Genomic DNA, 25,295 nt, shown 5'->3' with positions numbered 1-25,295 from the left:
GGTCACGAAAGAGGCTGGCGCCGTGAGTACTGTCATGGATATGGACGAGCGCTACAACCCGTTCACCGGTAAACGTATCGTGCCGGGGCTCGACGATCCGGTCCCGGCCGCCGCGGCACTGGGGCTGGAACCGCCGCGCTTCTGCGAGCAGTGCGGTCGGCGCATGATCGTGCAGGTCAGCCCCGACGGCTGGTGGGCGAAGTGCTCGCGGCACGGTGTGCTGGATTCGAAGAATCTGGAACACCGCTAGTGGTGGCCCAATACGGCGAGGGCATCACCGCGGGGCCCGGATCGGCCCCGAAGGTGGGCGTGCGGCGGGAGCTGCGGGCGGCCGCGCTGATCGCGGTCGGGGTGGTACTGCTCAGCGTGCTCGGCGGTGTGGTGTGGGCCTTCGTGGCACCCACCGAACAGTATCTGGTGGTCAAGGTGCGCGCCGGTGCGGTACCGGCCAAGGGCGCGGCGCTGACCGGGGAGAGTGTGCATCAGTTCGATGCGCTGGCGATCTTCGTCTGCATCGGCGCGGTGCTGGGTGTGGTGACGGCGATCGGCGTGTGGCGTTGGCGTCGCGTGCGCGGTCCGCTGCTGCAACTGGGGCTGCTGATCGGTTCCGGCGCAGGCGCTTACGTGATGTCGAAGGTCGGCGAGCAGATCATGCAGTGGCAGCATCCGATGCCCTACGACCCGTCGGTCGGGCAGATCGTGCGGCTGCCGGTGGAGGTTGGCAGTTGGCTGGCGCTGATCGTGCAACCGCTGCTCGCCGCGCTGATCGTGCTGTTCCTCGCGGCGCTCAGTCCGACAGAGGATCTCGGCACCGGCTTCAGCGGACCGTTCGGCGATTCGCGGCCATACTTCACTGCGGCAAGCGGATTCGCGGCCGTCGACAATGCCGATTCGTATCGTGGCGCTGCGAACGGCGCGCCGCTGCCCTACGGTGTGCCTTATGGCGGCTTCGGACCGTCCGGTTCGGATCGCGCGCGCTGACGTTATCCGAACCGTTGCCCGCGCGGCGGCACAGACGTACCAGAACGGCCTAGAATTGTGGGAAACGCTGTGCGTTCAGAGAGGAACGGATCATGGCGTTCGTCGGTAGCGGACCGGTGGTCGAAGAACTCGACGCGAAATTCTGGCGGGTCGTCGAGCCGCTCGTCTATCACGGTGCCACACAAGAATTCGTCATCCCAGCGGGCTTCCGCACCGACTTCGCCTCGGTGCCACGAGCATTGGTCTGGCTGATACCCCGCTACGGCGCCTACACCCGCGCCGCCATCCTGCACGACTATTTACGAAGCTCGCACGAGGTGAGCACCGCCGACGCGGACGGCCTTTTCCGCCGCTGCCTGCATGAGTTCAGGGTGTCGATACCGCGCCGGTGGATGATGTGGGCCGCAGTGCGTTTGGGCAGCGGACTGCGCGGCGCCACACTCGGCGATATCGCACGCTTTTTACTCGTCGCGATCCCCTCGATCCTGTTCCTGGCGATCCCGGTTGTCGTGGTGCAGGTATTCCTGTGGCTGTTCTGGGTGATGGAGTTGATGTTCTGGGCCGTGGCACGCATCGGACAGCGCACTGCGGCACCACCACCACAACCTCAGATGAAGACCGCGTGACCATCCGGTCCGGAACCCTCTTTCTCCCGTCCCACCTGCGTATTCGTATGTCCTGATCGAGGTTCGCGTTCGCGACCCGGCTTAATCTCGTTGCACGCAGGGGGTCTCGCTCCCGCTATCGGAACGTGCAGGAGGACAGATGGAATCGCGTGTGCGACCGTCGCCGAGAACCGTTTTCGCACAACAATTCGCCGCGCTGTTCGAGGCCGCGGGCAATCCGACATTGTGTCGGGTGGCGACCGCAGCGCAGGCGCGGATGCGGTCGACGCGGGCACCCGGACAGAAGGGCGGCGCATCGGTTCAGCGATTGGAAGGCGGGCCGCAATGTGCCCGCCAAATTCTAATCCTGCCGAGGGCACCGTATTGACGCAGGTCACGGGCTTGTTCCGCAAGCTCGTTCTTTGGCGTTCCCCAGGACACGAGAAGGCCCGGCACCAAATCCAACGGTGCCGGGCTTTGTTGTGTTCTCAGGGGCGCTCGAATTCGCCATCGTTCACGCCAGCGGTGAAGGCATCCCACTCACCGGGGGTGAAGACCAGCGCCGGGCCGGTCGGATTCTTGGAGTCGCGCACGCCGACCATGTCCCCGTCGAGGAAGGCGACCTCAACGCATTCGCTCCCTGCGGAACTGTGGCTTGCCTTGAACCACCGTGCCCCGGTTAGGTCAACGGTCATTGTCATACTCCCTTGCGATCTCTCTTATCAGGTCACGGCTCGGGCGGTCGTCCAGCGTCGCCTGCAGAAGCGTGCGGAATATCTGGCGACATCGGCGAACGTCATCCGACGCCTCAAGGTATACGTCCCCGGTGAAGCTCTCGGCAAACACGATGGTCGGTTCGACTGCCTTCCCCCTGCTGTCTTTGGGAAACGTCATGATGATGAACTGCGACACTGCGGTGCCGGTAGGAAGCCCTGCGCGGAACGGTAGAACACGAACCTCGATGTTCTCGCGGGTACTCAGTTCGACAATATGGCGTAACTGGGCAGCCATGACGCGCGGCCCTCCGACGACGGTCCGCAATACGGCCTCAGTCAACACGACCACAAGCCGCACCGGCTGACGCCGCCGCGTGGCGACGTGCTGGCGCTGTATTCGGAGGGCGACGCGGCGTTCCAGTTCCTCATCCGATTCCTTCGGAAAGTACTGCCTATCAAGAGTTCTTGCGTAGTCTGCGGTCTGAAGTAGCCCCGGGACGATCAAGGACTGGAAGATCGCCAACTCACTGGTGCCGGCTTCCAATCCGACATAAGTGTTGAACTTCGCGGCGATTACATCGGCGTAGCTTCGCCACCACGAACGGGCCGGGGTCTGCCCGGCCAGTTCTTTGGCCGCGGCGATCTTCTCTTGATCGAGTCCGTACACCTCGCACAGGCCGAGAACATCACGGACTCTGACCTTTTCGGTCAATCCTCGTTCCAGACGGCTCAGGGTGGACTTGTTCCACTCCATAAGCGTGGCGGCCCGTTCCATAGAGAGTCCGGCACCCTCCCGCGCATCTTTCAGGTACCGGCCGAGCTGCCTGCGTGGCAAAGTGCTGCCTACCGCCTCTGACTCGTCGTCATCGGTCACGTCTCCCCCTCTCGTTGCACTCTGAAGTACTTGCATGTTGCAGAATGCGACGATCATAGATGGCGTTGTTCAACGCGCCCAGGTGATTTAGACAAGTTTTCGCAAGTCATCATGTTGGTACGCAGCCATCTTGGCTCTTGACGCACCCTGGACGCGCACTCAGAACCGGGAAAGGCTCCAGCTATCCGCCGCAGTCTGCTAGGGCACACCGGCAAGCGCACATGGAGCGCGCTGGCTAGTGGCGATCTCCTCCGCCCCGGTTCTGGGTGCCTCCAACACCTTTGGAAGGCCGACCATGGACCACCTTCTCGACCACCACCCGCGCGACGAGATGACCCGCGAACTCGCGCACCATGTCATGCAGCAGCACATTGGCTGCCCGATCACGGTGTGCGCGGTCAAGTTGCAAGCCAAGACGTTCCTTGTCCACACCAAACGGCTTGTGCCCCAGTCGACTCCGCGCACACGCTTCGGGTTCTGATGATGTCTCCGGATGAGCTGACCCGGCTGGCGGAGGAGTTGCGGAAGCTGCCGCCGCGCGACCCGGAACCCGACGATGTCCCGTCGTCTTGGCTTCTGCGCGACGACGGGACATGGTCGGCTGTCTACCCGGACGGCATGGTCGGCGAGCCATTCTCATTCGCACAAATGCTCGCTATTCGCGGCGAAGATATAGGTGAAGTCCTCGAATCGCTGACATCTGCTGGGCTAGTAACAGGCGCTCAGATGACTGGCGCGGAGTTATTCGAAGGCCATCAAGAATAATCCAGCGGCACCCTCGACGCCCCGATGAATCAATACATGCGGTATCCGCTCGCCACGACGGTGCCCGAATGATGGGCGGAAGTTGGCATTCCACCCTGCGGGGCGGGTTCCTGATGATCGCGAGCTGGCCGGGCGGCATCCGACAGGGGGTCTGGACTTCCAGCACTCCGCGGATCGCATCTGCGATGTCACCCGTGTGGTGCTGACTCCACAGGTGTGGCGGGATCACGCGCCGCAGCTCCCGTGCGAACCGCCGTGCAGGTGAAAAATCGGTGGTGGCGGTGTTGGGGGCGCGGATACCGTTGGCGCACAAGGTCGAGCCGAGCATGGGAAGGAGGTGGCGATGAGCGAGGATGTGTTGACCAGGCATGGGCAGGGGGTGCTGGTTCCGGAGGTCGGGAAGTCGGAGCGGGCGGATCTGGTGGCGTGGCGGCGCCGCGATGCGTTGCGCCGGTCCAGTGCTGCGCAGCCGATTCCCAGTGCGCGGCGGTATCGGCGGAAGGCGAAACATAAGGGGCGGGAGCGGGATTGAGGTTGCTTCCCGCAGTTCGTGATCGACCCCGTTTTCACGTGCTAAGGCATGTGAAGGCGGGGTCTTTGTTGTTGGCGGGGGACGAGTCTTGTTTCTGGGGCCCAGTTCCGACGGTGTGCTCAGCATGGTCGCATCCGGTGAGCAACCGGTTCGCGGTGAACTCGTCGGCGTGGTCGAGAAGTGTTCTGACACAGGGCTTCACCGACTCGCAGCACCGTGAATACGTCCGGTCCGGAAAGCCGACCGGCCTGCCGGACGCCGACCGCTTCCGGACCGGATAACTCGTATCCGACTGTGACCAGCCATATTCGGCGGCTCCGTGCATCGCTCCGTATCGCCCGGTGCGATCGTTCTCTACCGTCTGAGTTGTTCGATTCGTTCGAGCCGCGGAGCCGTACTTCGGTCTCGACTCCGCGAATCACCGGGAGGATTCAGCGATTCGGAGGGGGAGAGCAATGTCCTGGAAATCGGTGTATGGGAAATCGGCGGTGGCGGGAGCCGTGTTGGCGATCGGAGTAATTTCCGGCGCAGCGCAAGCGGCTGCCGAACAGTCGGGCGCGGTGACAGCGACGCGGGTCGAGGATCCGGTCGAGTCCGCGTTCCCGTGCCTGTGGCCGGTGTGCATTTTGAGCTCCGGGCACCTGGCTGTGCCCGGCGGGCTGTCCGAGTAGAAGGGGAGTGCCCTGGTCGATGGTGACGAGGGCACGCTCGGATGCCGTGGCCCCTACGGCAGTGGCCACGGCACAGTCCATTTCGAGCTCGGCGACCGCTTCGGGGGAGCGGTCGCCGAACTGAGGGGGCGATCGTGGGGGAGGCGATCGTGGGGAGGTCAGGTGGGTGGGCGCAGCGCAGCGAATTCGTCGGTGACTCGGATTTCGGAGTCGGTGAACCGATAGACCGCCGCGGGGCGTCCACCCGCCCGGCCGGGGGATGCGGTCGCGCCGGTCGGCGTGATCACCTTGCGGCGGGTCAGAACTCGCTGCAGATTCGTCGTGTCGACCTCGTAACCAAGCGCGGCGCAGTAGATTTCGCGCAGCGTGGACATGGTGAACCGCTCAGGTGCCAGGGCGAAGGCGATATTGGTGTAGGAGAGCTTCGCGGCGAGCCGGGTGCGCGCGTGTTCGACGACCGTGCCGTGATCGAACGACATGCGCGGCAGCTGGGAAACCGGATGCCACGTGGTGTCCGAGGGTAGTTGCGGGTCCGCGGTCAGCGGCACCAGCCCCAGATAGGCCGAGGCGATCCGCCGCGGTGCGGGGACTCGGTCCGGATTGCTGAATACCGACAGCTGCTCGAGATGTGCCAGCTCGCGCACATCGACCTTCTCGGCGAGCTGGCGACGGGCCGAGACATTGAGGTCTTCATCGTCGCGCAGCCGTCCGCCGGGTAGCGACCAGGTGCCCTTCTGTGGGTCGAGGGCGCGCTCCCACAGCAGCACCGCGAGTTCGGTCCGCTGACCGGGTGGACATGGCCGAATCAGCTCATCTGTCATGCGCGCAGGGCTGCTACCTGCGGTGATGTCGTCGGGGAAGCGCCGAACCTGGAACACCGCGGTGAGCGTTTCGTGGATGGTGCTACTATGGGCCACGTTTTCGATTATAAGTCGAAAACCTGGTTTGGTGCGAATCGGCTGGCATGTGAATAGGCACAAGGGCCGAGCGCACGAGGAGAGGAGCCATCCATGGCGACCATGGGTGTGAAGTTGGCGCCCCCGCTGATGGGGCAGGTAGTCGATGGTCCGACCGGATTCACCGGTGTCGAGGCCACACCGGAGTGGGCGGTCGAGGTCAAGCGCCTCGCCAGGGAGCGCAACGCGACGATTCTCGCGCACAACTACCAGTTGCCCGAGATCCAGGACGTGGCCGACCATGTCGGCGACTCGCTGGCGCTGTCCCGCATCGCGGCCGAGGCCCCCGAGGACACCATCGTGTTCTGCGGTGTGCACTTCATGGCCGAGACGGCAAAGATCCTCAGCCCCGAGAAGACTGTGCTCATTCCGGACCAGCGGGCGGGCTGTTCCCTGGCAGATTCCATCACCGCCGACGAATTGCGGGCCTGGAAGGCCGAATTCCCGAATGCGGTGGTCGTCTCGTATGTGAACACCACCGCCGCGGTGAAGGCGCTCACCGATATCTGCTGCACTTCCTCGAATGCTGTCGATGTGGTCGCCTCGATTGATCCCGACCGTGAGGTGCTGTTCCTGCCGGATCAGTTCCTCGGCGCGCACGTCAAGCGGGTCACCGGCCGCGAGAATATCCACATCTGGGCGGGCGAATGCCACGTGCACGCCGGGATCAACGGCGACGAACTGACCGAACAGGCCCGCACCCACCCGGATGCCGAACTGTTCGTGCACCCCGAATGCGGTTGCGCCACTTCGGCTTTGTACCTCGCGGGCGAGGGCTCGTTCCCAGCCGATCGGGTGCACATTCTGTCGACCGGCGGAATGATCGACGCCGCCAAGGCCGCGAAGTCGAATCAGGTCCTGGTCGCCACCGAGGTAGGCATGCTGCACCAGCTGCGCAAGGCCGCCCCCGGCATCGACTTCCAGGCCGTGAACGATCGTGCGTCCTGCAAGTACATGAAGATGATCACCCCGGCGGCGCTGCTGCGCTCGCTCGTGGAGAACACCGATGAGGTGCACGTCGACCTGGAAACCGCCGCGCTGGCCCGCAATTCGGTGCAGCGCATGATCGAAATCGGCAATCCAGGCGGTGGCGAATGAGCGGCCGCGATCGGAGCGTGATGTGCGCGCTCGTCCGGAGTGGCGGTGCGGAATGATCGCCGGGGCGGTCGGTAGCGGTTGCGTTGCCGACCAGGTCGCGAAAGGCAGGGGCGCATGAGCATCGCGCCGCGGATCGACTGGGAAGCCGCCGCCGATCTGGTCGTGATCGGCGGTGGCGTCGCCGGATTGACCGCGGCACGCACGGCATCGCTGCGCGGTCTGCGAGTGCTCATCCTCAGCAAGGGCGGCCCGACCGATACCGCGACCCAGTACGCTCAGGGCGGCATCGCTGTTGTTGCGCCGCAAGAGGATTCGGTGGAATCGCATGTGCGTGACACGGTCGAGGCCGGTGCTGGACTGTGTGACGAGGCGGCGGTGCGGTCGATCGTCGAGGGCGGTCAGGCCGCCGTCGCCGCGCTGACCGATCTGGGCGCAGTCTTCGATCTGGCGCGCGACGGTCAGATCTCGCGTACCCGCGAGGGCGGGCACAGCACGCGGCGGATCATCCATGCCGGAGGGGACGCTACGGGTGCCGAGGTGCAGCGTGCGCTGAACGCGGCCGGACTGCCGGTCCTGTTCGGTGCCGCGGCACTGGAAGTTGTCACCGGGCGGACCGGAGTTCAGGGCGTGATCGCGGTGTCCGAGAACGGATTCGGGGTCGTGCACGCGCCAGCGGTGCTGCTGGCCACGGGCGGGCTCGGTCAGCTGTACGCGCTGAGCACGAATCCGCCGGGCGCGACCGCCGACGGTATCGCGCTTGCGCTGTGGGCCGGTGCGACGGTCGCCGATCTCGAATTCGTGCAATTCCATCCGACGGTGCTCTACACCCCTGGTGGACTCGGCAGACGGCCCTTGATCAGCGAGGCCGTCCGCGGCGAAGGCGCGATACTGGTCGATTCCGAAGGGAATTCGGTCACCGCGGGTGTGCACCCGCGTGGTGATCTGGCACCGCGCGATGTGGTGTCACGTGCGATCGCCGCCCGGATGCGCGCCCTCGGCACCGATCACGTCTATCTCGATGCCCGCGCGATCGACAGCTTCCCACAACGTTTTCCGACGATCACCGCATCCTGCCTGGCCGCCGGGATCGATCCGCATACCGAGCTCATTCCGGTCGCACCCGCCGCGCACTACCAATGCGGCGGGGTCGTGACCGACACCCATGGCCGGACCGCGGTTCCCGGTCTGTATGCCGCGGGTGAGGTGGCGCGGACCGGGCTGCACGGTGCCAACCGGCTGGCCTCGAACAGTCTGCTCGAGGGTCTGGTAGTCGGTGAGCGCGCAGGGGTGGCCGCCGCGGAACGCCTCGACGAGGAAGCGCACGTCACGGACGTTTCCTTCCACACCATTCCGCGCGCGGCCCGCGCCCTGGTGCAGCAGTCGATGACATTGCATGCCTCCGTGGTTCGCGATGCCGCTGGGCTTGCGGAGGCAGCCGCACGGTTGCGCGATGCGGTGTCGCACAGTGCGGCAAGTCGCTTGCGTGCCGAGCTGACCAGCGCCAACCAGCGATTCGCGGGATCGACGAGCGCGGCGATCGAGCTCACGGAGCTGAGCGGCGCACTGAACGGCAGCGGCGCGGTGAATACGGGTGAGGCATCGCACGCGACCGCAGATCTCAACGATGCGGCCGCGGCCGCGGCGCAACGCATCACCGCATTCGAGGACGCGGCCCTCACCCTCACCGCCCAGGTCCTTTTGCTCTCCGCGGCAGCCCGCACGGAAAGCCGCGGCTCGCACACCCGCTCCGACCACCCGACCCCCGACGACCACCAACGCCGTAGTCGCGCAGTGCGTCTGGGACCAGAAGGTCACCCCGTCCCCGCCCCCGACGGTCTCGACCTCACCAGCTGGACCCAGGACGCCATCCCCAGCGCCTCATGACCGCGGCAATGCACGAGAATAGTAGGACGAGGAGTGCACTGATGGGACTGGATACCGGCCTGGATCGTGACGAAATGCTGGCCCTGATTCGCACCGCACTGGATGAGGATCTGCGATACGGCCCCGATATCACCACGGCGGCAACGGTTCCCGCCGACGCGGTGGTGAAGGCGTCGGTGGTTTCGCGCCAGCCGGGCACGGTGGCCGGGCTCGATATCGGTCTGCTCGTGCTCGACGAGGTGATCGGTGCGGGCAATTACGAAATCACCGATCGGGTCGCCGACGGCACTCGGGTCGAGCCGGGTCAGTCCGTGCTCGGGCTGGTCGCGCCGACCCGCGGCCTGCTCACCGCCGAACGCACCATGCTCAACCTGGTCTGCCACCTCTCCGGCATCGCCACTGCCACCGCCGCGTGGGTGGATGAGGTCGCGGGCACCAACTGCCGCATCCGCGACAGCCGCAAAACCCTGCCCGGCCTGCGTGCCCTGCAGAAGTACGCGGTCCGCGTCGGCGGTGGCGTCAACCACCGCATGGGCCTCGGTGACGCCGCCCTGATCAAGGACAACCACGTGGTAGCCGCCGGTTCGGTGGTCGCGGCCCTGCGCGCGGTGCGCGACCTGGCCCCCGATATCGCCTGCGAGGTCGAAGTGGACAGCCTCGAACAACTCGATGCCGTCCTGGCCGAAAATGTCGAACTGGTTCTGCTCGACAACTTCCCTCTCTGGCAAACCCAAGCTGCCGTCCAACGTCGCAACGCCCAGGCCCCTGACACCAAGCTCGAATCCTCCGGCGGCTTGACACTCGCCGACGCCGCGGACTACGCCCGCACCGGCGTCGACTACCTGGCCGTCGGCGCGCTCACCCATTCGGTGCGCGTCCTCGACCTCGGGCTGGACATGTAGCAGTCAGGCGGTGAGTTCGCGTTCCAATGGGGTTCGGAAGCGAGGGATGGCGCGAACTTCGCCGTACCAGGTGCTGATGCGGGCGGCTTCGGCTTCGATGAGCGATTCTGCTTCGGAGCCGATGTCTTCCAGTAGGCGGTAGACGATTTCGCCGTCTTTGCGTTGGGCCCAGCCGCCGACAATGCGGCCCTCCCACCAGATGGTGGGCCCGACGTTTCCACTGCGGTCGAAGAGCATCGGGGTGTGTGGGCCGAGGTACCAGGCGCGGGACTGCCAGCCCATCGGGGTGGGGTCGAGTGCGGGGAGTAGGGCAGCCCATGGTTCGGACTCAGGGGTCGGTTCCTGGTCGTCGGCCAGTAGTAGCCCGGCACTGCCGTCGAGATCGACTTCCACCACGTCGAGTTGGGCCAGGGCCTTGCGGACTTCGGTAAGCGTCCAGCCGGTCCACCACTTGATATCGGTGACTGGCGCGGGGCCGAAGGCGTAGAGCCACTGCCGGACGAGTTCGGCGCGGGCCGCATCGGCCGGCATGGTCGCAACGCCTTGCGGCAGCCAGGTTTCGATCGGCGACCAGGTGTATTGGCTGCTCGTCCAACTGCCGTTCGGTCGACCGCGCACGATGCGCCCCTCCACGCCGAGGATCACAAGCACCCAGGTGGTGATGCTGTTGGGACGCGAATATGCCTTGTCCGGAGCGGTATTGACCTGCGTGCGCAACCGGGGCACGTCCTTGCTCAACTGTGCGCCGGTCGCCGCACCGCGTGCCAAAAGTGCCTTGTGCGTTTCATCTTCGACGTCGGCGAGCCAGGCGCGCACGTCCCCGTCGACAACTCCGGCCTGCTCGATGAACCTGCCGTAGGTGCGACGCTGCTTCTCCGCCAACGCATCCGCGCACGACGCCTGCAATATCGGCAGCAGTTCGACCGGCGCGATGAACATCGTGCGCCGCATCGCGAGCAGGCGCAGCAGCGTCCGATCGTCGTACAGTGCTTTTTCGACATGCGCGGGCTCGGCGGTGAGGCTGCGTGCGCCCACCGACAGATACGCCGTCGCCGGATCGGTCGCATGCAGTACGACTAGGGAACGGACGATCTCGGCGACGTCATCGGTGCGACACGCTGGTGTGAGCCGATGCCGTCGCGCTAGCCGGGCCCGCCGCTCCGCCACATCAATCGAACGCATATGCGAATACTAGCGGGCAGGGCCGAACTACTGCGGATCCACCCGCAGGGCCTGGCACGCCTCGCGCACCGCCGCGGTCTCGTCCTGATCGAAATTCCCGTCCGCATTGCCGATCATGATGCCGATCTGGACCGCATCGGCCCCGGTGGCTTCCCCGCCGCCTTGCCTATCTACCGCAGCACATGCGCGCGTCCGAGCGCTGGATCGCCTATCGCGCGCACGGTAGCAGGCCCCACCGGGACACGCGTGCCCTCGAAACGGCACCGAATTACGCCGGTTGCCAAGCACGCACCAGATCGAGCAGTCCCGGAAAACGCGCGTCGAGGTCCTCGATCCGCACCCGGCTGCGGCGCTCCAGTCCGTACTGCCGCTGGCGGGTGACACCCGCCTCGCGCAGCACCCGGAAATGATGTGTCAGTGTCGATTTCGGCCGATCGATCTCGAACCAGCCGCAGGAGCGATCGGTCTCGGGGGATTCGAGCAGCAGTTTCTGCACCATGCTCAGCCGCAGCGGATCGCTGAGCACGCCGAGCACATTCTCCAGTCGCAGCTCGGCACGCTTCGGCTCGGGCAGCGTGGTCGCGACGGTGTCGGTCGATGGCATCGGGTCTCCTGCGGATCGGCAAATCCTTAGTTCGACTTCTATCGTACTAGATGTTAAGTTCGACTCCTGCCGTACCAGTACGAGAATTTTCGAACAAGGAGTTGACATGACGACGCTCGCGGCGAAACCGGAAACCGAGGTGCGCCGCGACGGCGCGGTTTGGCTGGCGGCATGGCCCGTGCTCGCGGTGTTCGTGCTCTCGAATGCGCCTACCCCGCTCTATGTCGTGTGGCAGCACCGGCTGGGCTTCTCCTCGGGCACGCTGACCGCCGTATTCGCCTGCTACATCGCCGGATTGCTCGGCGCGCTGCTGGTGGCGGGCGTGGTGTCGGACCGCATCGGCCGCAAACCTGTGCTACTGCCGGCGGTGCTCCTCGCCATGCTCGCCTGCGTCTTGTTCGCCACCGCGAATTCGGTCGCGATGCTGGCGATAGCGCGCCTGCTCACCGGAATAGCGGTCGGCGCGGCCGTTTCGGCGGGGATGGCGGCGGTAACCGATATCGGCGGTCCGGAGCGCAAACGCCTTGCCGCACTGGCGGCCTCATCGGCCATGGTGCTCGGCGCGGGCTTCGGACCATTGCTGGCAGGTTTGCTGTCACAGTTCGTACCCGGTCCGACCGTCACCATATTCATCGTTGAAATCGTCTTGCTCGCTACGGCTTTCGCGGTCTTGGCGCGGCTGGAGCTGCCCAAGGGTGCGCGCGGACGCGGCCCATGGATTCGCATTCCCGCGGTCGCATCGGGTGGGCGCACCCCAGTTCTGCTCGGCATCGCGGTATTCGCACCGGGGATTACCGCGACATCATTCGTGCTCTCGCTCGGCCCCTCGCTCCTGTCGACCCTTTTGGGTGCCACCAACCGCGTGCTCGCCGGCGGCCTGGCCTTCGTCATGTTCCTCGGCGCCACCGGCGTCCAATTCGCGGTGCGGCGGCTGCGCCTGCGCACGATCCTGCTCGGCGGCACGGCAGCCACCCTGCTCAGCACGATCACCTTGGTCGCGGCGCTGCGGTTGTCTTCGATCGCGGTCTTCGCCGCCGCCGCGATCCTCGCGGGGATCGGCCAGGGCTTGGGCCAGTTCGGCGGTCTCACGGCCATCAGCGCGAGCGTGCCCGCCGATCGGCTTGCCGAGGCCAATGCCGCCCAGAACGTCGGTGGCTACCTGCCCGCAGCATTGCTTCCGCTGTCGGCCGGATTCCTCAGTGACGCAATCGGTTTGCCTGCGGGCACGACGACCTTCGCGGGCATTGTGGGAGCGGCAGCGGTGCTCGGCGCGGTATTCGTCGCGACTCGCCCGTTTATCGGACAGCGATAGCCGCATGTCATCATTCCAGAATGAGGCACCTACTGCTGATGCTCGGCTGTGCGCTGTTCGCCGCGGTGTCGACGACAAGTCTTGTCGCACCGTCGGTTTCGGCCGAACCGGAATGCGAGGTCCGAGTCGACGTGCGGCCGGTGACCCTGACGGTGGACGGCGAGGACGCCACCGGCCGGGTATACGAACCGTATAGCTGTGCGGCAGGTGATCTGACGCCGCGCGATCTGGTCATCGCGGTCCACGGCCACGACGGCACCTCCGCCGACTACGCCGAATATCTGACCTCGATCGCCCGCCGCGCCGCGACCCCGATTCTGTCCATGGACGCCCGCAGCACGACCGGCGTCTGGCGCACCGGCGACTGGAATCTGTGGGCGGGCTGGCGCGATATCGTCACCGCCACCCAGTGGTACAAGAACGAACATCCGACGATCGGCCGCACCGTGCTGTGGGGCTGGAGTCAGGGCGGCACAATGAGCGGACTCGCGGTGGCGCACGGCCCGCAGGGACTCTTCGACTATTGGGTCGACAACTATGGGCCCGCGGACGATTTCACCATGTGGCTCGCCTCGGCGGGCGTCGATCCCGCACTGCCCGCTCAGATCGAACGCGATGCGGGCGGCTGCGCCCCGACGGTCTGCCCGCAGGCCTATACCGAACGTTCGCCCGTTCTCCTCGCCGCCCGGATGAGCATGAAGCGTGCCTTCCTCATCCACGGCACCGGCGACGATGTGGTGCCGTACCCGGCGACCCTGGAAATGCGAGCCGGACTGCTCGCCGCGGGCAAACCCACCTCGATGTACACCATCGTCACCGGCCGCGATTTGAACGGCGCCGTGGTCCCTGGCGACCACAGCGTCGGTCCCGCGTACTTCGAGGGCGGCTGCGTCGTCGAGCGCCTGCTGCTCGGCACCGAACCCGTCGACGGACCCGATCGCGACTATCTGGTCGACGTCGCCCGCGACACTGTGGTCGCTCCCGCGGCGCCGCCGGACGCCAAATGCGCCGCCTAGGGAACACTTGTCGCTGTGGTGTGGTTCATCCGGGCAGAACCGTACACAAGGAGAGGTGCAATGAAGCCGAATGACCCCGCTTACCACTGGAACGGCGCGGAATTGGACCTCGACGCGTACTTGGCCCGCATCGGCTACACCGGCGACCGCACCCCGACACTGGCCGCCCTGCGCGCCCTCGTCCACGCGCACACCACCACGATCCCGTTCGAGAACCTGGAGTCCATTCTCGGCCGCCCCGTCCCGCTGGATCTGGAATCGTTGCAGGACAAGATGATCCGGCATCGACGCGGCGGGTACTGCTACGAGAACGTCGGCCTGTTCGCCGCCGCGCTGGAACGGCTCGGCTTCGGGGTGACCGGTCTCAGCGGCCGGGTCACCATGGGCGTAGCCGACGGCCTGCGCCCGGCCACCCACGCCCTGCTGCGCGTCACCACCGGCGATGACGATCGCGTGTGGATCTGCGATGTCGGCTTCGGCTCGGGCCCGCTCGCGCCCTACGAACTGGTCGAGGGCGGCGAATTCGCACTCGGCGACTGGCGCTTCCGGCTCGAACACACCACCGGCGAACTCGATAGCGACCTGTGGGTGCTGCACCAATTCGGCCGCGACGGCTGGATCGACCGCTATACCTTCACGTTGAACCCGCAGTACCGCATCGATTTCGCGGTCGGTAACCACTTCGTCTCCACCGCCCCGCGCTCACCGTTCACCGCCCGGCCGTTCGTGCAGCGCTTCCTCCCGGACGTCCACCACGTACTGGACAACCTCACCCTCATCACCGAATATCCGAACGGCTCCAGCGAAACCCGCGAACTCGAACTCACCGAACTTCCGAAAGTCCTCACCGAGGTCTTCGATATCGACCTGTCCGAACCCGACGCCACAGCGCTCGCCCAGGGGCCTTGGCTCGCCTGAAGTCCGTACATTCGCACCTGTTGCGGTCCACCCGGATCGCGACAGAAGTGCGGCTTCCTCCGTGCGGGCTACCCGAGTTGGTCACGATCGGCCACTAGAGTCGGCGGGGTGCGTGCCAACCGGAATCTTCTCGTTCTGTTCGCAGCCACCGTCCTGGCCCTTGGTTGCAGCTCTGGGCCGGACCAGCCCGACACCGTCGCCGGGCAGTTCGCCGATGCGCTCAGTCGCGATGACGTCGCCGCGGCCGCCGCACTCACCGATGATCCGGCCAAAGCGTCGGATGCGCTGGGCAAGCTTTACGACGGGCTCGGCAAGGATGTGAAATTCGAGGTCCGCAGCGCGGATAAGAACTCCTTCGCCCTCGCCGCCACCTGGAAGTTCGGCAAGGCCGGCAAGAACACGTGGAGCTACACCACCAACGGGTCCGCCCGTGAGTCCGGCGGCGTCTGGAAGATCAAATGGGATCCCGATACCGTCGCACCCGGTCTCGCGCGCGGCCCGCTGAACTACGCCACCACCAATCCGAAGCCCGCGCGTGTGCTCGAGGCATCCGGCGGTGAGTTGATGACCGAGCAGATGGTCACCCTGGTGAACGTCGCCCCGAGTGCCGACACCGCCGCGCTCGCGGCCCTGCTCGCCCCCATCGCCCCCGATATCACGACACAGTCATTGCAATCGGATCTGGCTGCGGCACAGGGCAAGCCGATCACCGCGGTCACCTTGCGCGACGCCGATATCGCCCCGATCCAGACGGCGCTGGCCGCCGTTCCGGGCGTCACCCTGGCACCGCAGACCCGCCTGCTCACGACCGACAAATCCCTCGCATCACCGGTGCTGTCCGGCCTCGCCGAACTCTGGCAGAGTTCCGCCGACGCGGCAGCAGGCTGGGCGGTGCGGGCACAGACCGCGGACGGCACCGAACGCGTCGCCGGTCAGGATCCCGCACCCACCCCGGATATCGTGACCACACTCGACACCGATCTGCTGCGCTACGCGGAGAGCGCGTTGACGCCGATCACCCAGCCCGCCGCGATCGTGGCACTGCAACCCTCCACCGGAAAGGTGCTCGCCGTCGCGCAGAACGCCGCCGCCGACGCACAAGGACCGATCGCGCTCACCGGCCTGTATCCGCCGGGTTCGACCTTCAAGACCGTCACGGTCTCGGCCGCACTGCAATCTGGCGCGGTGACACCCGACACCGTGCTGCCGTGCCCGGCGACCGCGAATATCGAGGGCCGCAGCATCCCCAACGACAACAACTTCGACCTCGGCAACGTGCCGCTGCACACCGCCTTCGCCCAGTCCTGCAATACCACCATGGGTCAACTCGCGGTGAATCTCGCACCGAACGGCCTGACCGATGCCGCGGCACAACTGGGCCTCGGCATCGACTTCGTCACACCCGGTCTGACCACAGTCACCGGCAAGGTGCCGACCGCGGACACCCCGGCGCTGCGCGTGGAATCCGGGATCGGTCAGGGCAAGGTGACGGCCTCACCGTTCGGGATGGCGCTGGTCGCCGCATCCATCGCGCGTGGATCGGTGCCGCTGCCGATGGTCGTCAACGGACAGCCCGGTGTGGCCGATCATACCCCGGCGGCACTGCCGCCGACTACCGAAGAGCAGCTGAAAACCATGATGCGCGAAACCATTACCGGCGGCACCGCCACCGCTCTGCGCGATATTTCGGGCCTGATCGGCAAGACCGGCACCGCCGAGTACCTCGATGACAAGCACGCGCACGGCTGGTTCGTCGGCATCGACGGTGACCTGGCCTTCGCCGTATTCGTCAGCGATGCGAACAGCTCGGGTCCGGCCGTGGAGGCCGCAGGCCGTATGCTGCGTGCACGACATTGAGCAACACTGTCGAATCGGCACTGCATTAGCATTCGGTGTGTTGTGGGCGGCGAATATACCCCCGCTGCCGCGTGCCGAGGATTGCGCCCCGCTACACTCGTGCGGAACGCGTTGATGGTCAATACGCGTGATGTCACGATTTCGAGAAGGTTCGGAGTAGGCGCCATCGATACCGGTCAATTGATCGCGGAGCACTACCGCCTGGTCGAGCGGATTGGTAGCGGCGGCACAGGTGTTGTTTGGCGTGCCATCGACGAACGCCTGCAGCGCTCGGTCGCGGTGAAGCAGATCCACATCAAGCCGAGCCTGCCCGAAGCAGAGCGCGATGTGGTGCGTCAGCGCGCGTTCCGTGAGGCCCGCAATGCGGCGCGCTTCCAGCATCCGAATGCGATCGTGGTCTTCGATATCACCGAGCACAACGGCGATCCGTGCCTGGTGATGGAGTATCTGAAGTCGAAGAGCCTGGCCGGCGTGATCTCCGCGCAGGGCATGCTGCCGCTGACCCAGGTCGCGCGGATCGGCGAACAGGTCGCCTCGGCGCTCATCGCCGCGCATCACGCCGGAATCGTGCACCGCGATGTCAAACCGGGCAATATCCTGCTCGACGACACCGGCACGGTGAAGATCACCGACTTCGGCATCTCCCGCGCCACCGGCGACGTCACCCTCACCGAGACCGGCCTGATCTGCGGTACCGCCGCCTATCTCGCACCGGAGGTGGCGCGCGGCGCCGACCCGACGCCCGCTGCCGACGTATTCGCCTTGGGGGCAACGCTTTTTCACGCACTCGAGGGCGAACCGCCGTACGGTTCCAGCGCCAACCCGCTCGCCGTGCTCTACGCCGCGGCGAACGGCCAGGTGAGCGAACCGCGGCATGCGGGCCCCGCGACCGACTTCCTACTGGATCTGCTGAGCCCGGACCCCACCGAGCGGCCGACCATGCGTGCGGCCCGCGAACATCTTTCCGCGCTCGCCGATTCCGGTTCCGCACCGGTGCACGCCGGATTCGTACCCGCTAGTGAGGCTTTCGGTCGGCACGGTGAATCCGCGACGCGTGCGCTGCGCCCACCCGCGAATCCGACGCCGGAACATCAGCCGACCGCGCGGCAGCCACGTCCGGCACCGCCGCCGCGAAATTCCGCCCGTCCCAACAACTCGGGTGCGTCGCGTCCGCGGACCGCCGCGCATCCGCAGACCGCGACGCAGCCGCGTCCGGCACTGCGCAAGTCCGGTGGCAAGCGCAAGGCCGTATTGGTCGGTGCGACCGTCGGTGCGGTGGTGGCTGTCGTGGCCATCCTGATCGGTGCGCTGAATCAGTCGGGCACCAATACGCCGTCGGTGCAAGCGAGTCCGCCTTCGTCCTCCGCGTCCAAGGGAACCAGTTCCACGGTCGCCGCTGGCGCGCCGGGGCAGACGAAGAGCGTCGGCCAGGCAGACTCGCGGCAATCCATCGATCAAGTGGTGGACTTCTACAACAACCTCATCTATCTGAGGTTCGCGGCTGCGTGGAAACAGTTGACTCCCGCTGCCCAGCGGGTCTACGGCAGTCAGTCGGCCTTCCAGGATTACTGGACGCAGAATCGGGTCACGGGCTTCAACACTGTTGATGCCGCCGATGGTGGTACGGGCACCAACTCAGACGGTTCGGTGGACGTGAACGTGGCCAGCGTGACCTACGCGGGCCAGAACAGGTCGGTGACGCTGCGGTTGATCAACCCTGGCAGCGGGGCCCCACTCATTGACAGCGACACCCGCAGCGGCGACGCTCGCTGAACGAGTTGTCCCGCAACGGGTAGCGCCTAGCGCGATCCGGATCGCACCGACGTCCGCGCCCAAGTCGCCAGCAACTGCAAAGCCGTCGCGCTCGGAGAATCCGGTTCGGTGGTGTGCATGATCAGCGCCTGATCCGGATCATCGGGCAGGCGCAGCGTTTCGAAGCCCAGCTCGAGTCGGCCGACCACCGGGTGCAGGTATGTGTATCGTCCGTGCGTCTTGTCCTTGAGTTCGTGACGCTGCCACATGGCGGCGAAGTCGGCGGAGTTCGCGCTCAATTCCTCGATGAGCGAGGCGATTGCCCCATCGCCGGGATTGCGCGCCATATCCAGGCGCAGATACGCCACGACATCGGCGCCCTTGGCCGCCCAGTCCTCATACAGTTCGCGCATCCCCTCATCGAGGAAGACCAGCCGGGCCAGATTGCGTTCGTGGGGCGGTAGTGCACCGAAATCGGTAATGAGCGCGGCGGCAAGGGAATTCCAGGCGAGCACATTGGTGCCACGGCCCACGATGTAGGCGGGCACATCGGCGGCGGTGTCGAGCAGTCTGCGCAGTCCGGGGCGGACTTCCTGCTCGGCCGGTGGCTCCTCGCCGGACCACGGCCGCGCCAGCCGATAGAGATGCTCGCGCTCCACCGGATTCAATCGCAGCGCCTGCGCGACGGCATCCAGCACCGACTCCGAAAAATGCAGGGTGCGGCCTTGTTCCAGACGCACATAGTGATCGACGCTGACCCCCGCCACCATGGCCAACTCCTCGCGGCGCAGGCCGGGCACCCGGCGGCGGCTGCCGTAATCGGGCAGGCCGACCTCCTCCGGGCTCAGCCGGGCCCGCCGGGAACGCAGGAATTCGCCGAGTTCGGCACGTCGATCCAGACTCACGTCATCCAGTATCCAGGCGGTTGCCCGGCCGCATCCTGGTCATGCCGTGCCCAGGCTCGCGCGGCGCTGTTTACCGCCACTGGCCGCGACGAAAGTAGTGATCACCGCCGGAACGGTTCCGGCGGTGAACGGAGACGGACACAATGAGCAACACCCGCCCCCTCGGCGACACCGGCATGGACATCACCCCGCTCGGCTTCGGCACCTGGGTCTTCGGCGGATCCGGTTGGGAGTACTCGTGGGGCGCCACCGATGACGCTGACTCGATCGCCGCGATTCGACACGCGGTGCACGCCGGAATCAACTGGATCGATACCGCAGCCGCCTATGGCGTGGGCCATGCCGAGGAGGTGGTCGGTCGTGCGCTCGCCGACATCCCGGAGGCCGAGCGGCCCTACCTGTTCACCAAAACCGGTTTGATCTGGGAAGAAGGCGACGACCGTTCCGGCCCGCCGCGCCGGATCATGCGGCCCGACGTGGTGCGCAGGGAAATCGAGGATTCGCTGCGTCGGCTGCGGACCGACCACATCGATCTGTATTTGGTGCACTGGCCGGATACCGGCGCGGCCTTCGTCTACGGCGCCGAGGGCGAGGCCAACGACCAGGCGACTCCGCTCGAGGAGTACTGGCAGGTCATGGCCGATCTGAAGAAGGAAGGCAAGGTCCGCGCCATCGGCCTGTCCAACCACGACGCGGCCCAACTGGCGGTTGCCGAATCCATTGCCCATGTCGATGCGATCCAGCCGCCGTTCTCGGCGATCAACCGCTCGGCCGCGGCCGATATCGCCTGGGCACATGAGAACGGAACCGGCGTGATCGTCTACTCACCACTGCAATCGGGCCTGCTCACCGGCACCTTCACCGAGGAGCGCCTGCGTAACCTGCCCGACGAGGACTGGCGCGGTTCGCATCCGGACTTCACCACCGGCCTGTCCGCCAAGCTCGCCCTCGTCGAAGCCATGCGCCCGATCGCGGCCCGCCATGATGTGACCGTCGCCGAGGTGGCCCTGGCCTGGGTAACCGCATGGCCCGGCATCACCGGCGCGATTGTCGGCGCGCGTAACGCCACTCAGATCGACGGCTGGCTCGGCGCCCGTGACCTGACGCTCACCACCGACGACCTCGCCGCAATCGAGACCGCCATCACCACAACCGGCGCGGGCACTGGCCCCGCCCGCGCATAACGTCCGAGGAACCACCATGACACTGCATGTCGTCGCCGAATTCCGCGCAAGCACGGGTCGCGAAGACCGCCTGCGCACGGCACTGGAAGCAATGATCGAACCGTCCCTAGCCGAGCCCGGCTGCCTGACCTACCACCCCTACACCGATCCCAACGACCCTTCCCACATGGTCCTCGTGGAGGAGTGGATAACCCCCGAAGCCCTTGACGAACATTTCACGACGCCACACTTCTTCCACGTGCGCGACGTACTCGACCAGATCCTCGCCGAACCGATGATCATCAAGCGGCTCGTCTCGGCCTGACAACCGCCGCGCCCCGGTCCACTATCGGACCGGGGCAGGCGGCCGTACTCCGCGACACATCCGGCGACCGCAGCGGATAGCGGGCGGCGCCGGACCGATAGGCTGGTAACTGGAGCGGGGCGGAAAATACCGACCGCTCGGCGTCGGGCACGGCGTCCAAGGATCAGGACAGACAGGATCGCAGACCTCATGACATCCCGCCTCGAGCTCGCCCGCGTTGATCTGCGCGGCCGTACTCCCTCCGTTGCCGAGCTGCGCACCGCGCTGCCGCGCGGGGGAGTCGACGTGGACTCGGTGCTGCATCAGGTGCGACCGGTGGTGGAGGCGATCCGAGACCGCGGGGTCGCGGCGGCGCTGGAGTTCAGCGAACAGTTCGACGGTGTGATTCCAGCGAGCGTGCGGGTACCGGCGGCCGAACTCGAGGCCGCATTGGAGACGTTGGATCCGGCCGTGCGCACCGCGCTCGAGGTCGCGATCGAGCGAACCCGCAAGGTGCACGCCGATCAGCGACGCACCGATACCACCACCGAGGTCGTCCCGGGTGGCACGGTCACCGAGCGGTGGGTGCCGGTCGAGCGGGTCGGGCTCTACGTGCCCGGCGGCAATGCCGTCTACCCGTCCAGCGTCGTGATGAATGTGGTGCCCGCGCAGGCGGCCGGTGTCGACTCGCTGGTGGTGGCGTCGCCGCCGCAGGCGCAGCACGGTGGGCTGCCGCACCCGACCATCCTGGCGGCCGCGAAGCTGCTCGGGGTCGAGGAAGTGTGGGCCGTCGGCGGTGCACAGGCCATCGCGCTGCTGTCCTATGGCGGTCTCGATACCGATGGCGCGCAGCTCGAGCCGGTCGACCTGATCACCGGTCCCGGCAATATCTTCGTGACCGCCGCCAAGCGTCTGTGCCGCGGCTTGGTCGGCATCGATGCCGAGGCGGGCCCCACCGAGATCGCGATCCTGGCCGATGCCACCGCCGATCCGGTCCACGTGGCCGCCGATCTGATCAGCCAGGCCGAACACGATGTGCTCGCCGCCAGCGTGCTGGTCACCGACAGCGTCGAACTCGCCGATGCGGTGGACGCCGTGCTCACCACCCAGATGACGGTGGTCAAGCACGCGCACCGGGTGCGGGAGGCATTGTCCGGCAAGCAATCCGGCACCGTGCTCGTCGACGATATCGAGCAGGGGCTCCGGGTGGTGAATGCCTACGCCGCCGAACACCTGGAGATCCAGACCGTCGATGCGTCCGGCGTCGCGGCCCGAGTGCGCAGCGCCGGCGCGATCTTCGTCGGTGCCTACGCACCGGTCAGCCTGGGCGACTACTGCGCGGGCTCCAATCACGTACTCCCGACGGCGGGATGTGCGCGGCACTCCTCGGGCCTGAGCGTGCAGACCTTCCTACGCGGTATCCACGTCGTCGAATACACCGAGGCCGCACTCAAAGACGTCGCCGGTCACGTGGTCGCCCTGGCCAATGCCGAGGACCTGCCCGCACACGGCCAGGCCGTACAAGCACGATTCGAGGCACTGGCATGACCCCCGAGATCATGGTGCCCGGCTCCGACATCGGTCTGGACGACCTGCCGCTGCGCGAGAACCTGCGCGGCAAGAAGCCTTACGGCGCACCGCAATTGACGGTGCCGGTGCAACTGAACACCAATGAGAACCCGCACCCGCCGAGCCGAGCTCTCGTCGACGACGTCGCCGAATCCATTCGCGCCGCCGCCGTCGACCTGCACCGCTACCCGGATCGCGACGCCGTCGCGCTGCGCACCGACCTGGCCGAGTACCTAACCCGCCAAACCGGCATCGCGGTGAACACCGCCAACGTGTGGGCGGCCAACGGCTCCAACGAAATCCTGCAGCAGCTGCTGCAGGCCTTCGGCGGACCCGGTCGCAGCGCACTGGGTTTCGTGCCGTCGTATTCGATGCACCCGATCATCTCCGAGGGCATCGATACCGAATGGGTCGAGGCCAAGCGCAATGCCGACTTCTCCCTCGATATCGACTACGCGCTCACCGTCATCGCCGAGCGACGACCCGATGTGGTCTTCGTGACCAGCCCCAATAATCCGACCGGACACAGCATTCCGCAGGCCGACCTGGCCCGGATCCTGTCCACCGCACCGGGCATTGTGGTCGTCGACGAGGCATACGGCGAATTCTCCGCCGAGCCCAGCGCGATCGCCCTTATCGATCGATACCCGACGAAACTCGTGGTCAGCCGCACCATGAGCAAGGCCTTCGCCTTCGCTGGCGGCCGCCTCGGCTATCTGGTCGCCGCCCCCGCGGTGATCGACGCGATGCTGCTGGTGCGGCTGCCGTACCACCTGTCGGTGGTCACCCAGGCTGCTGCCCGCGCGGCCCTGCGCCACGCCGATGAAACCCTCGCCAGCGTCGCCGAACTGGCGGCACAGCGCGACCGGGTCGCGGAAGCGCTGGCCGCCATGGGTTTCGAGGTGATCCCCAGTGACGCCAACTTCCTGCTCTTCGGTCGTTTCACCGACGCCCCCCGCGCCTGGCAGCACTACCTGGACCGTGGGGTGCTGATCCGCGACGTCGGCATTCCGGGATATCTGCGCGCCACCATCGGTCTGGCCGCCGAGAACGACGAATTCCTGCGCGTCAGCGGCACCTTGGCCGATACCGAGCTCACTATCCGATGAATCCGCCTGTGGAGGAAGCAAAGATGAATCGCACCGCGCGGGTGGAGCGCGTCACCAAGGAATCGAATATCGTCGTCGAACTGGACCTCGACGGCACCGGCAAGACCGATATCGCCACCGGCGTCCCGTTCTACGACCACATGCTGACCGCGCTCGGCGCGCACGCCAGCTTCGATCTGACGGTCCGCGCCGAGGGCGATATCGAGATCGAGGCGCACCACACCGTCGAGGACACCGCCATCGTCTTCGGCCAGGCACTGGGTAAGGCACTGGGCGACAAGTCCGGCATCCGTCGCTTCGGCGATGCATTCATTCCGATGGACGAGACCATGGCGCACGCCGCGGTGGACGTCTCCGGTCGCCCGTATTGCGTGCACACCGGTGAACCCGAGCACCTGCTGCACGCGCTGATTCCCGGGTCCGGACCCGGTGCGCCGTATTCCACCGTGCTCAACCGGCATGTTTTCGAGTCGATCGCGCTGAACGCCCGCATCGCCCTGCACGTGCGCGTGCTGTACGGCCGCGACCAGCACCACATCACCGAGGCCGAGTTCAAGGCGGTGGCTCGGGCACTGCGCGCCGCCGTCGAGCTGGATCCGCGGGTGAGCGGTGTGCCGTCGACGAAGGGGACACTGTGACAACGAAATCCGTCGCTCTGCTCGACTACGGCTCCGGCAATCTGCACTCCGCGCACCGCGCGCTGATCCGGGCCGGGGCGAATGTCGAGGTGACCGCCGACGCCGGTATCGCGCTGGCCGCCGATGGACTCGTCGTCCCCGGCGTCGGCGCGTTCGCCGCGTGCATGGCGGGGCTGCGCGAAGTGAAAGGGGAACGCATCATCGGTCAGCGGCTGGCCGGTGGTCGTCCGGTGCTCGGTATCTGCGTCGGCATGCAGATCCTGTTCGAGCGCGGCGTGGAGTTCGGGGTGGAAACCGAAGGATGTGCGGAATGGCCGGGCGTGGTCGAGCGCCTGTCCGCACCTGTGCTCCCGCACATGGGCTGGAACACGGTGTCGGCTCCTACCGACAGTGTCTTGTTCGCCGGAATGGCGAGCGATACCCGTTTCTATTTCGTGCACTCCTATGCCGCACAAACATGGGACCTGCCACCGAGTGAACACTTCGCCGCGCCGAAGCTCACTTGGGCCGAACACGGAGTCCCATTCCTGGCGGCCGTAGAGAACGGTCCGCTGTCGGCGACGCAGTTTCATCCCGAAAAGTCCGGTGATGCCGGGGCGCAGCTGCTCCGCAATTGGGTGAACTCGCTGTAAACACCCGCTGGCCAGGCGATTTGACATCGTGCACGGCGGTAAGTAACTTTATTCAAGTCAGAGCGACACGGACACCGACCCGGAGCCCAAAGCGCAGCGGAAACGTTGAGCACAGCGGCCTGGGAAACGAGGTAGTACGAGGAGCGCCTGACGATCACACTGGTTCGGAAGGTTCCTGATTTTGTGTCGGGAGTCAGCTGAGCTAAGCTTCACCAAGTTGCCTCACTGAAGCCCCGGATTTACGCCGGAGTGATTGTGTGTGCGTGTGTTCTTTGAGAACTCAATAGTGTGTCGATGAATGTCAGTGCCAAATGTTTTATTTGGTTCCGGCTCCTCATACCCCCGTGTGG

Annotated in this window: 27 protein-coding genes; 20 read left to right on the top strand and 7 right to left on the bottom strand. The window is 66.1% G+C overall.

Going from position 1 to position 25,295, the window contains the following annotated elements:
* Positions 1-34 precede the first annotated feature (34 nt).
* From ACIBJI_RS38315 to ACIBJI_RS38305, 3 genes are all read left to right on the top strand, one after another.
* Positions 35-250, top strand: a complete 216-nt coding sequence (locus ACIBJI_RS38315; RefSeq protein ID WP_174415049.1) for a hypothetical protein — start codon at positions 35-37, stop codon at positions 248-250.
* Between the two features lie 2 nt (positions 251-252).
* Positions 253-981: a DUF2567 domain-containing protein gene (locus tag ACIBJI_RS38310; RefSeq protein WP_396959197.1), complete on the top strand. Its 729-nt coding sequence runs from the start codon at positions 253-255 to the stop codon at positions 979-981.
* A gap of 92 nt (positions 982-1,073) precedes the next feature.
* Positions 1,074-1,607 carry a DUF1353 domain-containing protein gene (locus ACIBJI_RS38305; protein ID WP_397088007.1) on the top strand — a complete coding sequence of 178 codons (534 nt, stop codon included), beginning with the start codon at positions 1,074-1,076 and terminating at the stop codon, positions 1,605-1,607.
* A gap of 467 nt (positions 1,608-2,074) precedes the next feature.
* On the opposite strand, the gene ACIBJI_RS38300 is transcribed toward ACIBJI_RS38305, so the two are convergent.
* A complete protein-coding gene (locus ACIBJI_RS38300; protein ID WP_397088005.1) occupies positions 2,075-2,281 on the bottom strand; it encodes a DUF397 domain-containing protein in 207 nt (68 codons plus the stop codon).
* The gene (locus ACIBJI_RS38295) at positions 2,271-3,176 is read right to left on the bottom strand and encodes a helix-turn-helix domain-containing protein (RefSeq protein ID WP_397088003.1); all 906 of its coding nucleotides are present in this window, start codon (positions 3,174-3,176) and stop codon (positions 2,271-2,273) included. The genes ACIBJI_RS38300 and ACIBJI_RS38295 overlap by 11 nt, the downstream gene beginning before the upstream one ends.
* A 238-nt stretch (positions 3,177-3,414) precedes the next feature.
* Between ACIBJI_RS38295 and ACIBJI_RS38290 the strand changes: the two genes are divergently transcribed.
* From ACIBJI_RS38290 to ACIBJI_RS38280, 3 genes are all read left to right on the top strand, one after another.
* Entirely contained in the window at positions 3,415-3,657 is a 243-nt protein-coding gene (locus tag ACIBJI_RS38290; protein WP_397088001.1) for a hypothetical protein, read from the top strand.
* Between the two features lie 2 nt (positions 3,658-3,659).
* Positions 3,660-3,941, top strand: coding sequence for a hypothetical protein (locus ACIBJI_RS38285; RefSeq protein ID WP_397087999.1), 282 nt, complete (start codon positions 3,660-3,662; stop codon positions 3,939-3,941).
* 343 nt (positions 3,942-4,284) lie between these two features.
* Complete coding sequence (locus ACIBJI_RS38280) at positions 4,285-4,473, top strand: hypothetical protein (protein ID WP_397087997.1); 189 nt, start codon at positions 4,285-4,287, stop codon at positions 4,471-4,473.
* Between the two features lie 829 nt (positions 4,474-5,302).
* Here the strand turns inward: ACIBJI_RS38280 and ACIBJI_RS38275 are convergent.
* Positions 5,303-6,061, bottom strand: a complete 759-nt coding sequence (locus ACIBJI_RS38275; RefSeq protein ID WP_364353046.1) for an NrtR DNA-binding winged helix domain-containing protein — start codon at positions 6,059-6,061, stop codon at positions 5,303-5,305.
* A 93-nt stretch (positions 6,062-6,154) separates the two neighbouring features.
* Here ACIBJI_RS38275 and nadA point away from each other — a divergent pair, with 93 nt between their 5' ends.
* The 3 genes from nadA (at position 6,155) to nadC (ending at position 9,984) form a co-directional block, all read left to right on the top strand.
* The gene (gene nadA, locus ACIBJI_RS38270; protein ID WP_396959192.1) at positions 6,155-7,198 is read left to right on the top strand and encodes a quinolinate synthase NadA; all 1,044 of its coding nucleotides are present in this window, start codon (positions 6,155-6,157) and stop codon (positions 7,196-7,198) included.
* A 114-nt stretch (positions 7,199-7,312) separates the two neighbouring features.
* Positions 7,313-9,082: an L-aspartate oxidase gene (locus tag ACIBJI_RS38265; RefSeq protein ID WP_364353040.1), complete on the top strand. Its 1,770-nt coding sequence runs from the start codon at positions 7,313-7,315 to the stop codon at positions 9,080-9,082.
* Positions 9,083-9,123: 41 nt separating this feature from the next.
* Positions 9,124-9,984, top strand: coding sequence for a carboxylating nicotinate-nucleotide diphosphorylase (gene nadC / locus ACIBJI_RS38260; protein ID WP_364353037.1), 861 nt, complete (start codon positions 9,124-9,126; stop codon positions 9,982-9,984).
* 3 nt (positions 9,985-9,987) lie between these two features.
* Here nadC and ACIBJI_RS38255 read toward each other — a convergent pair whose 3' ends face one another.
* From ACIBJI_RS38255 to ACIBJI_RS38245, 3 genes are read right to left on the bottom strand one after another with little or no spacing between them, the layout of a single operon-like run.
* On the bottom strand, positions 9,988-11,166 hold the full coding sequence (locus ACIBJI_RS38255) for a winged helix DNA-binding domain-containing protein (protein WP_396959190.1): 1,179 nt from the start codon (positions 11,164-11,166) through the stop codon (positions 9,988-9,990).
* A gap of 27 nt (positions 11,167-11,193) precedes the next feature.
* The gene (locus tag ACIBJI_RS38250) at positions 11,194-11,430 is read right to left on the bottom strand and encodes a TerB family tellurite resistance protein (RefSeq protein ID WP_396959188.1); all 237 of its coding nucleotides are present in this window, start codon (positions 11,428-11,430) and stop codon (positions 11,194-11,196) included.
* 4 nt (positions 11,431-11,434) lie between these two features.
* Positions 11,435-11,770 (bottom strand): ArsR family transcriptional regulator, encoded by a 336-nt coding sequence (locus ACIBJI_RS38245; RefSeq protein WP_364353028.1) that lies wholly within the window; start codon positions 11,768-11,770, stop codon positions 11,435-11,437.
* A gap of 106 nt (positions 11,771-11,876) precedes the next feature.
* Between ACIBJI_RS38245 and ACIBJI_RS38240 the strand changes: the two genes are divergently transcribed.
* From ACIBJI_RS38240 to ACIBJI_RS38220, 5 genes are all read left to right on the top strand, one after another.
* Positions 11,877-13,082, top strand: coding sequence for an MFS transporter (locus tag ACIBJI_RS38240; RefSeq protein WP_396959186.1), 1,206 nt, complete (start codon positions 11,877-11,879; stop codon positions 13,080-13,082).
* A gap of 20 nt (positions 13,083-13,102) precedes the next feature.
* The gene (locus ACIBJI_RS38235; RefSeq protein ID WP_364353022.1) at positions 13,103-14,098 is read left to right on the top strand and encodes a prolyl oligopeptidase family serine peptidase; all 996 of its coding nucleotides are present in this window, start codon (positions 13,103-13,105) and stop codon (positions 14,096-14,098) included.
* Positions 14,099-14,158: 60 nt separating this feature from the next.
* The gene (locus ACIBJI_RS38230; RefSeq protein ID WP_364353019.1) at positions 14,159-15,016 is read left to right on the top strand and encodes an arylamine N-acetyltransferase; all 858 of its coding nucleotides are present in this window, start codon (positions 14,159-14,161) and stop codon (positions 15,014-15,016) included.
* 108 nt (positions 15,017-15,124) lie between these two features.
* Positions 15,125-16,873 (top strand): penicillin-binding transpeptidase domain-containing protein, encoded by a 1,749-nt coding sequence (locus ACIBJI_RS38225; RefSeq protein ID WP_364353016.1) that lies wholly within the window; start codon positions 15,125-15,127, stop codon positions 16,871-16,873.
* A gap of 114 nt (positions 16,874-16,987) precedes the next feature.
* The gene (locus ACIBJI_RS38220) at positions 16,988-18,646 is read left to right on the top strand and encodes a protein kinase (protein ID WP_364353014.1); all 1,659 of its coding nucleotides are present in this window, start codon (positions 16,988-16,990) and stop codon (positions 18,644-18,646) included.
* A gap of 26 nt (positions 18,647-18,672) precedes the next feature.
* Here the strand turns inward: ACIBJI_RS38220 and ACIBJI_RS38215 are convergent, their stop codons facing one another.
* Positions 18,673-19,530, bottom strand: coding sequence for a helix-turn-helix transcriptional regulator (locus ACIBJI_RS38215; RefSeq protein ID WP_364353011.1), 858 nt, complete (start codon positions 19,528-19,530; stop codon positions 18,673-18,675).
* 143 nt (positions 19,531-19,673) lie between these two features.
* Here ACIBJI_RS38215 and ACIBJI_RS38210 point away from each other — a divergent pair, with 143 nt between their 5' ends.
* The 6 genes from ACIBJI_RS38210 to hisH all read left to right on the top strand — a co-directional run bounded on the left by ACIBJI_RS38210 (position 19,674) and on the right by hisH (position 24,945).
* Positions 19,674-20,714 carry an aldo/keto reductase gene (locus tag ACIBJI_RS38210; RefSeq protein WP_397087994.1) on the top strand — a complete coding sequence of 347 codons (1,041 nt, stop codon included), beginning with the start codon at positions 19,674-19,676 and terminating at the stop codon, positions 20,712-20,714.
* Positions 20,715-20,730: 16 nt separating this feature from the next.
* Complete coding sequence (locus tag ACIBJI_RS38205) at positions 20,731-21,018, top strand: putative quinol monooxygenase (protein WP_364353005.1); 288 nt, start codon at positions 20,731-20,733, stop codon at positions 21,016-21,018.
* 189 nt (positions 21,019-21,207) lie between these two features.
* Entirely contained in the window at positions 21,208-22,545 is a 1,338-nt protein-coding gene (hisD, locus tag ACIBJI_RS38200; protein WP_364353002.1) for a histidinol dehydrogenase, read from the top strand.
* On the top strand, positions 22,542-23,675 hold the full coding sequence (locus tag ACIBJI_RS38195) for a histidinol-phosphate transaminase (RefSeq protein ID WP_397087992.1): 1,134 nt from the start codon (positions 22,542-22,544) through the stop codon (positions 23,673-23,675). Before hisD ends, ACIBJI_RS38195 begins: the two co-directional genes overlap by 4 nt.
* Positions 23,676-23,698: 23 nt before the next feature.
* On the top strand, positions 23,699-24,313 hold the full coding sequence (gene hisB, locus ACIBJI_RS38190) for an imidazoleglycerol-phosphate dehydratase HisB (protein ID WP_397087990.1): 615 nt from the start codon (positions 23,699-23,701) through the stop codon (positions 24,311-24,313).
* Positions 24,310-24,945: an imidazole glycerol phosphate synthase subunit HisH gene (hisH, locus tag ACIBJI_RS38185; RefSeq protein WP_364352993.1), complete on the top strand. Its 636-nt coding sequence runs from the start codon at positions 24,310-24,312 to the stop codon at positions 24,943-24,945. Before hisB ends, hisH begins: the two co-directional genes overlap by 4 nt.
* Positions 24,946-25,295: the final 350 nt, after the last annotated feature.

This window comes from Nocardia sp. NPDC050408 (genome assembly GCF_044458905.1).
Taxonomy (GTDB): domain Bacteria; phylum Actinomycetota; class Actinomycetes; order Mycobacteriales; family Mycobacteriaceae; genus Nocardia.
The sequence above is the reverse complement of the archived record's forward strand: the minus strand, read 5'-3'. Positions and strand labels throughout refer to the sequence as shown.

Bases quoted from the DNA above. Each gene is read 5' to 3' on its own strand.
- ACIBJI_RS38315 (WP_174415049.1), top strand. From the start codon at position 35: ATGGATATGGACGAGCGCTACAACCCGTTCACCGGTAAACGTATCGTG.
- ACIBJI_RS38305 (WP_397088007.1), top strand. From the start codon at position 1,074: ATGGCGTTCGTCGGTAGCGGACCGGTGGTCGAAGAACTCGACGCGAAA.
- ACIBJI_RS38300 (WP_397088005.1), bottom strand. From the start codon at position 2,281: ATGACCGTTGACCTAACCGGGGCACGGTGGTTCAAGGCAAGCCACAGT.
- ACIBJI_RS38285 (WP_397087999.1), top strand. From the start codon at position 3,660: ATGTCTCCGGATGAGCTGACCCGGCTGGCGGAGGAGTTGCGGAAGCTG.
- ACIBJI_RS38280 (WP_397087997.1), top strand. From the start codon at position 4,285: ATGAGCGAGGATGTGTTGACCAGGCATGGGCAGGGGGTGCTGGTTCCG.
- nadA (WP_396959192.1), top strand. From the start codon at position 6,155: ATGGCGACCATGGGTGTGAAGTTGGCGCCCCCGCTGATGGGGCAGGTA.
- ACIBJI_RS38265 (WP_364353040.1), top strand. From the start codon at position 7,313: ATGAGCATCGCGCCGCGGATCGACTGGGAAGCCGCCGCCGATCTGGTC.
- nadC (WP_364353037.1), top strand. From the start codon at position 9,124: ATGGGACTGGATACCGGCCTGGATCGTGACGAAATGCTGGCCCTGATT.
- ACIBJI_RS38255 (WP_396959190.1), bottom strand. From the start codon at position 11,166: ATGCGTTCGATTGATGTGGCGGAGCGGCGGGCCCGGCTAGCGCGACGG.
- ACIBJI_RS38245 (WP_364353028.1), bottom strand. From the start codon at position 11,770: ATGCCATCGACCGACACCGTCGCGACCACGCTGCCCGAGCCGAAGCGT.
- ACIBJI_RS38240 (WP_396959186.1), top strand. From the start codon at position 11,877: ATGACGACGCTCGCGGCGAAACCGGAAACCGAGGTGCGCCGCGACGGC.
- ACIBJI_RS38235 (WP_364353022.1), top strand. From the start codon at position 13,103: ATGAGGCACCTACTGCTGATGCTCGGCTGTGCGCTGTTCGCCGCGGTG.
- ACIBJI_RS38230 (WP_364353019.1), top strand. From the start codon at position 14,159: ATGAAGCCGAATGACCCCGCTTACCACTGGAACGGCGCGGAATTGGAC.
- ACIBJI_RS38220 (WP_364353014.1), top strand. From the start codon at position 16,988: ATGGTCAATACGCGTGATGTCACGATTTCGAGAAGGTTCGGAGTAGGC.
- ACIBJI_RS38210 (WP_397087994.1), top strand. From the start codon at position 19,674: ATGAGCAACACCCGCCCCCTCGGCGACACCGGCATGGACATCACCCCG.
- ACIBJI_RS38205 (WP_364353005.1), top strand. From the start codon at position 20,731: ATGACACTGCATGTCGTCGCCGAATTCCGCGCAAGCACGGGTCGCGAA.
- hisD (WP_364353002.1), top strand. From the start codon at position 21,208: ATGACATCCCGCCTCGAGCTCGCCCGCGTTGATCTGCGCGGCCGTACT.
- ACIBJI_RS38195 (WP_397087992.1), top strand. From the start codon at position 22,542: ATGACCCCCGAGATCATGGTGCCCGGCTCCGACATCGGTCTGGACGAC.
- hisB (WP_397087990.1), top strand. From the start codon at position 23,699: ATGAATCGCACCGCGCGGGTGGAGCGCGTCACCAAGGAATCGAATATC.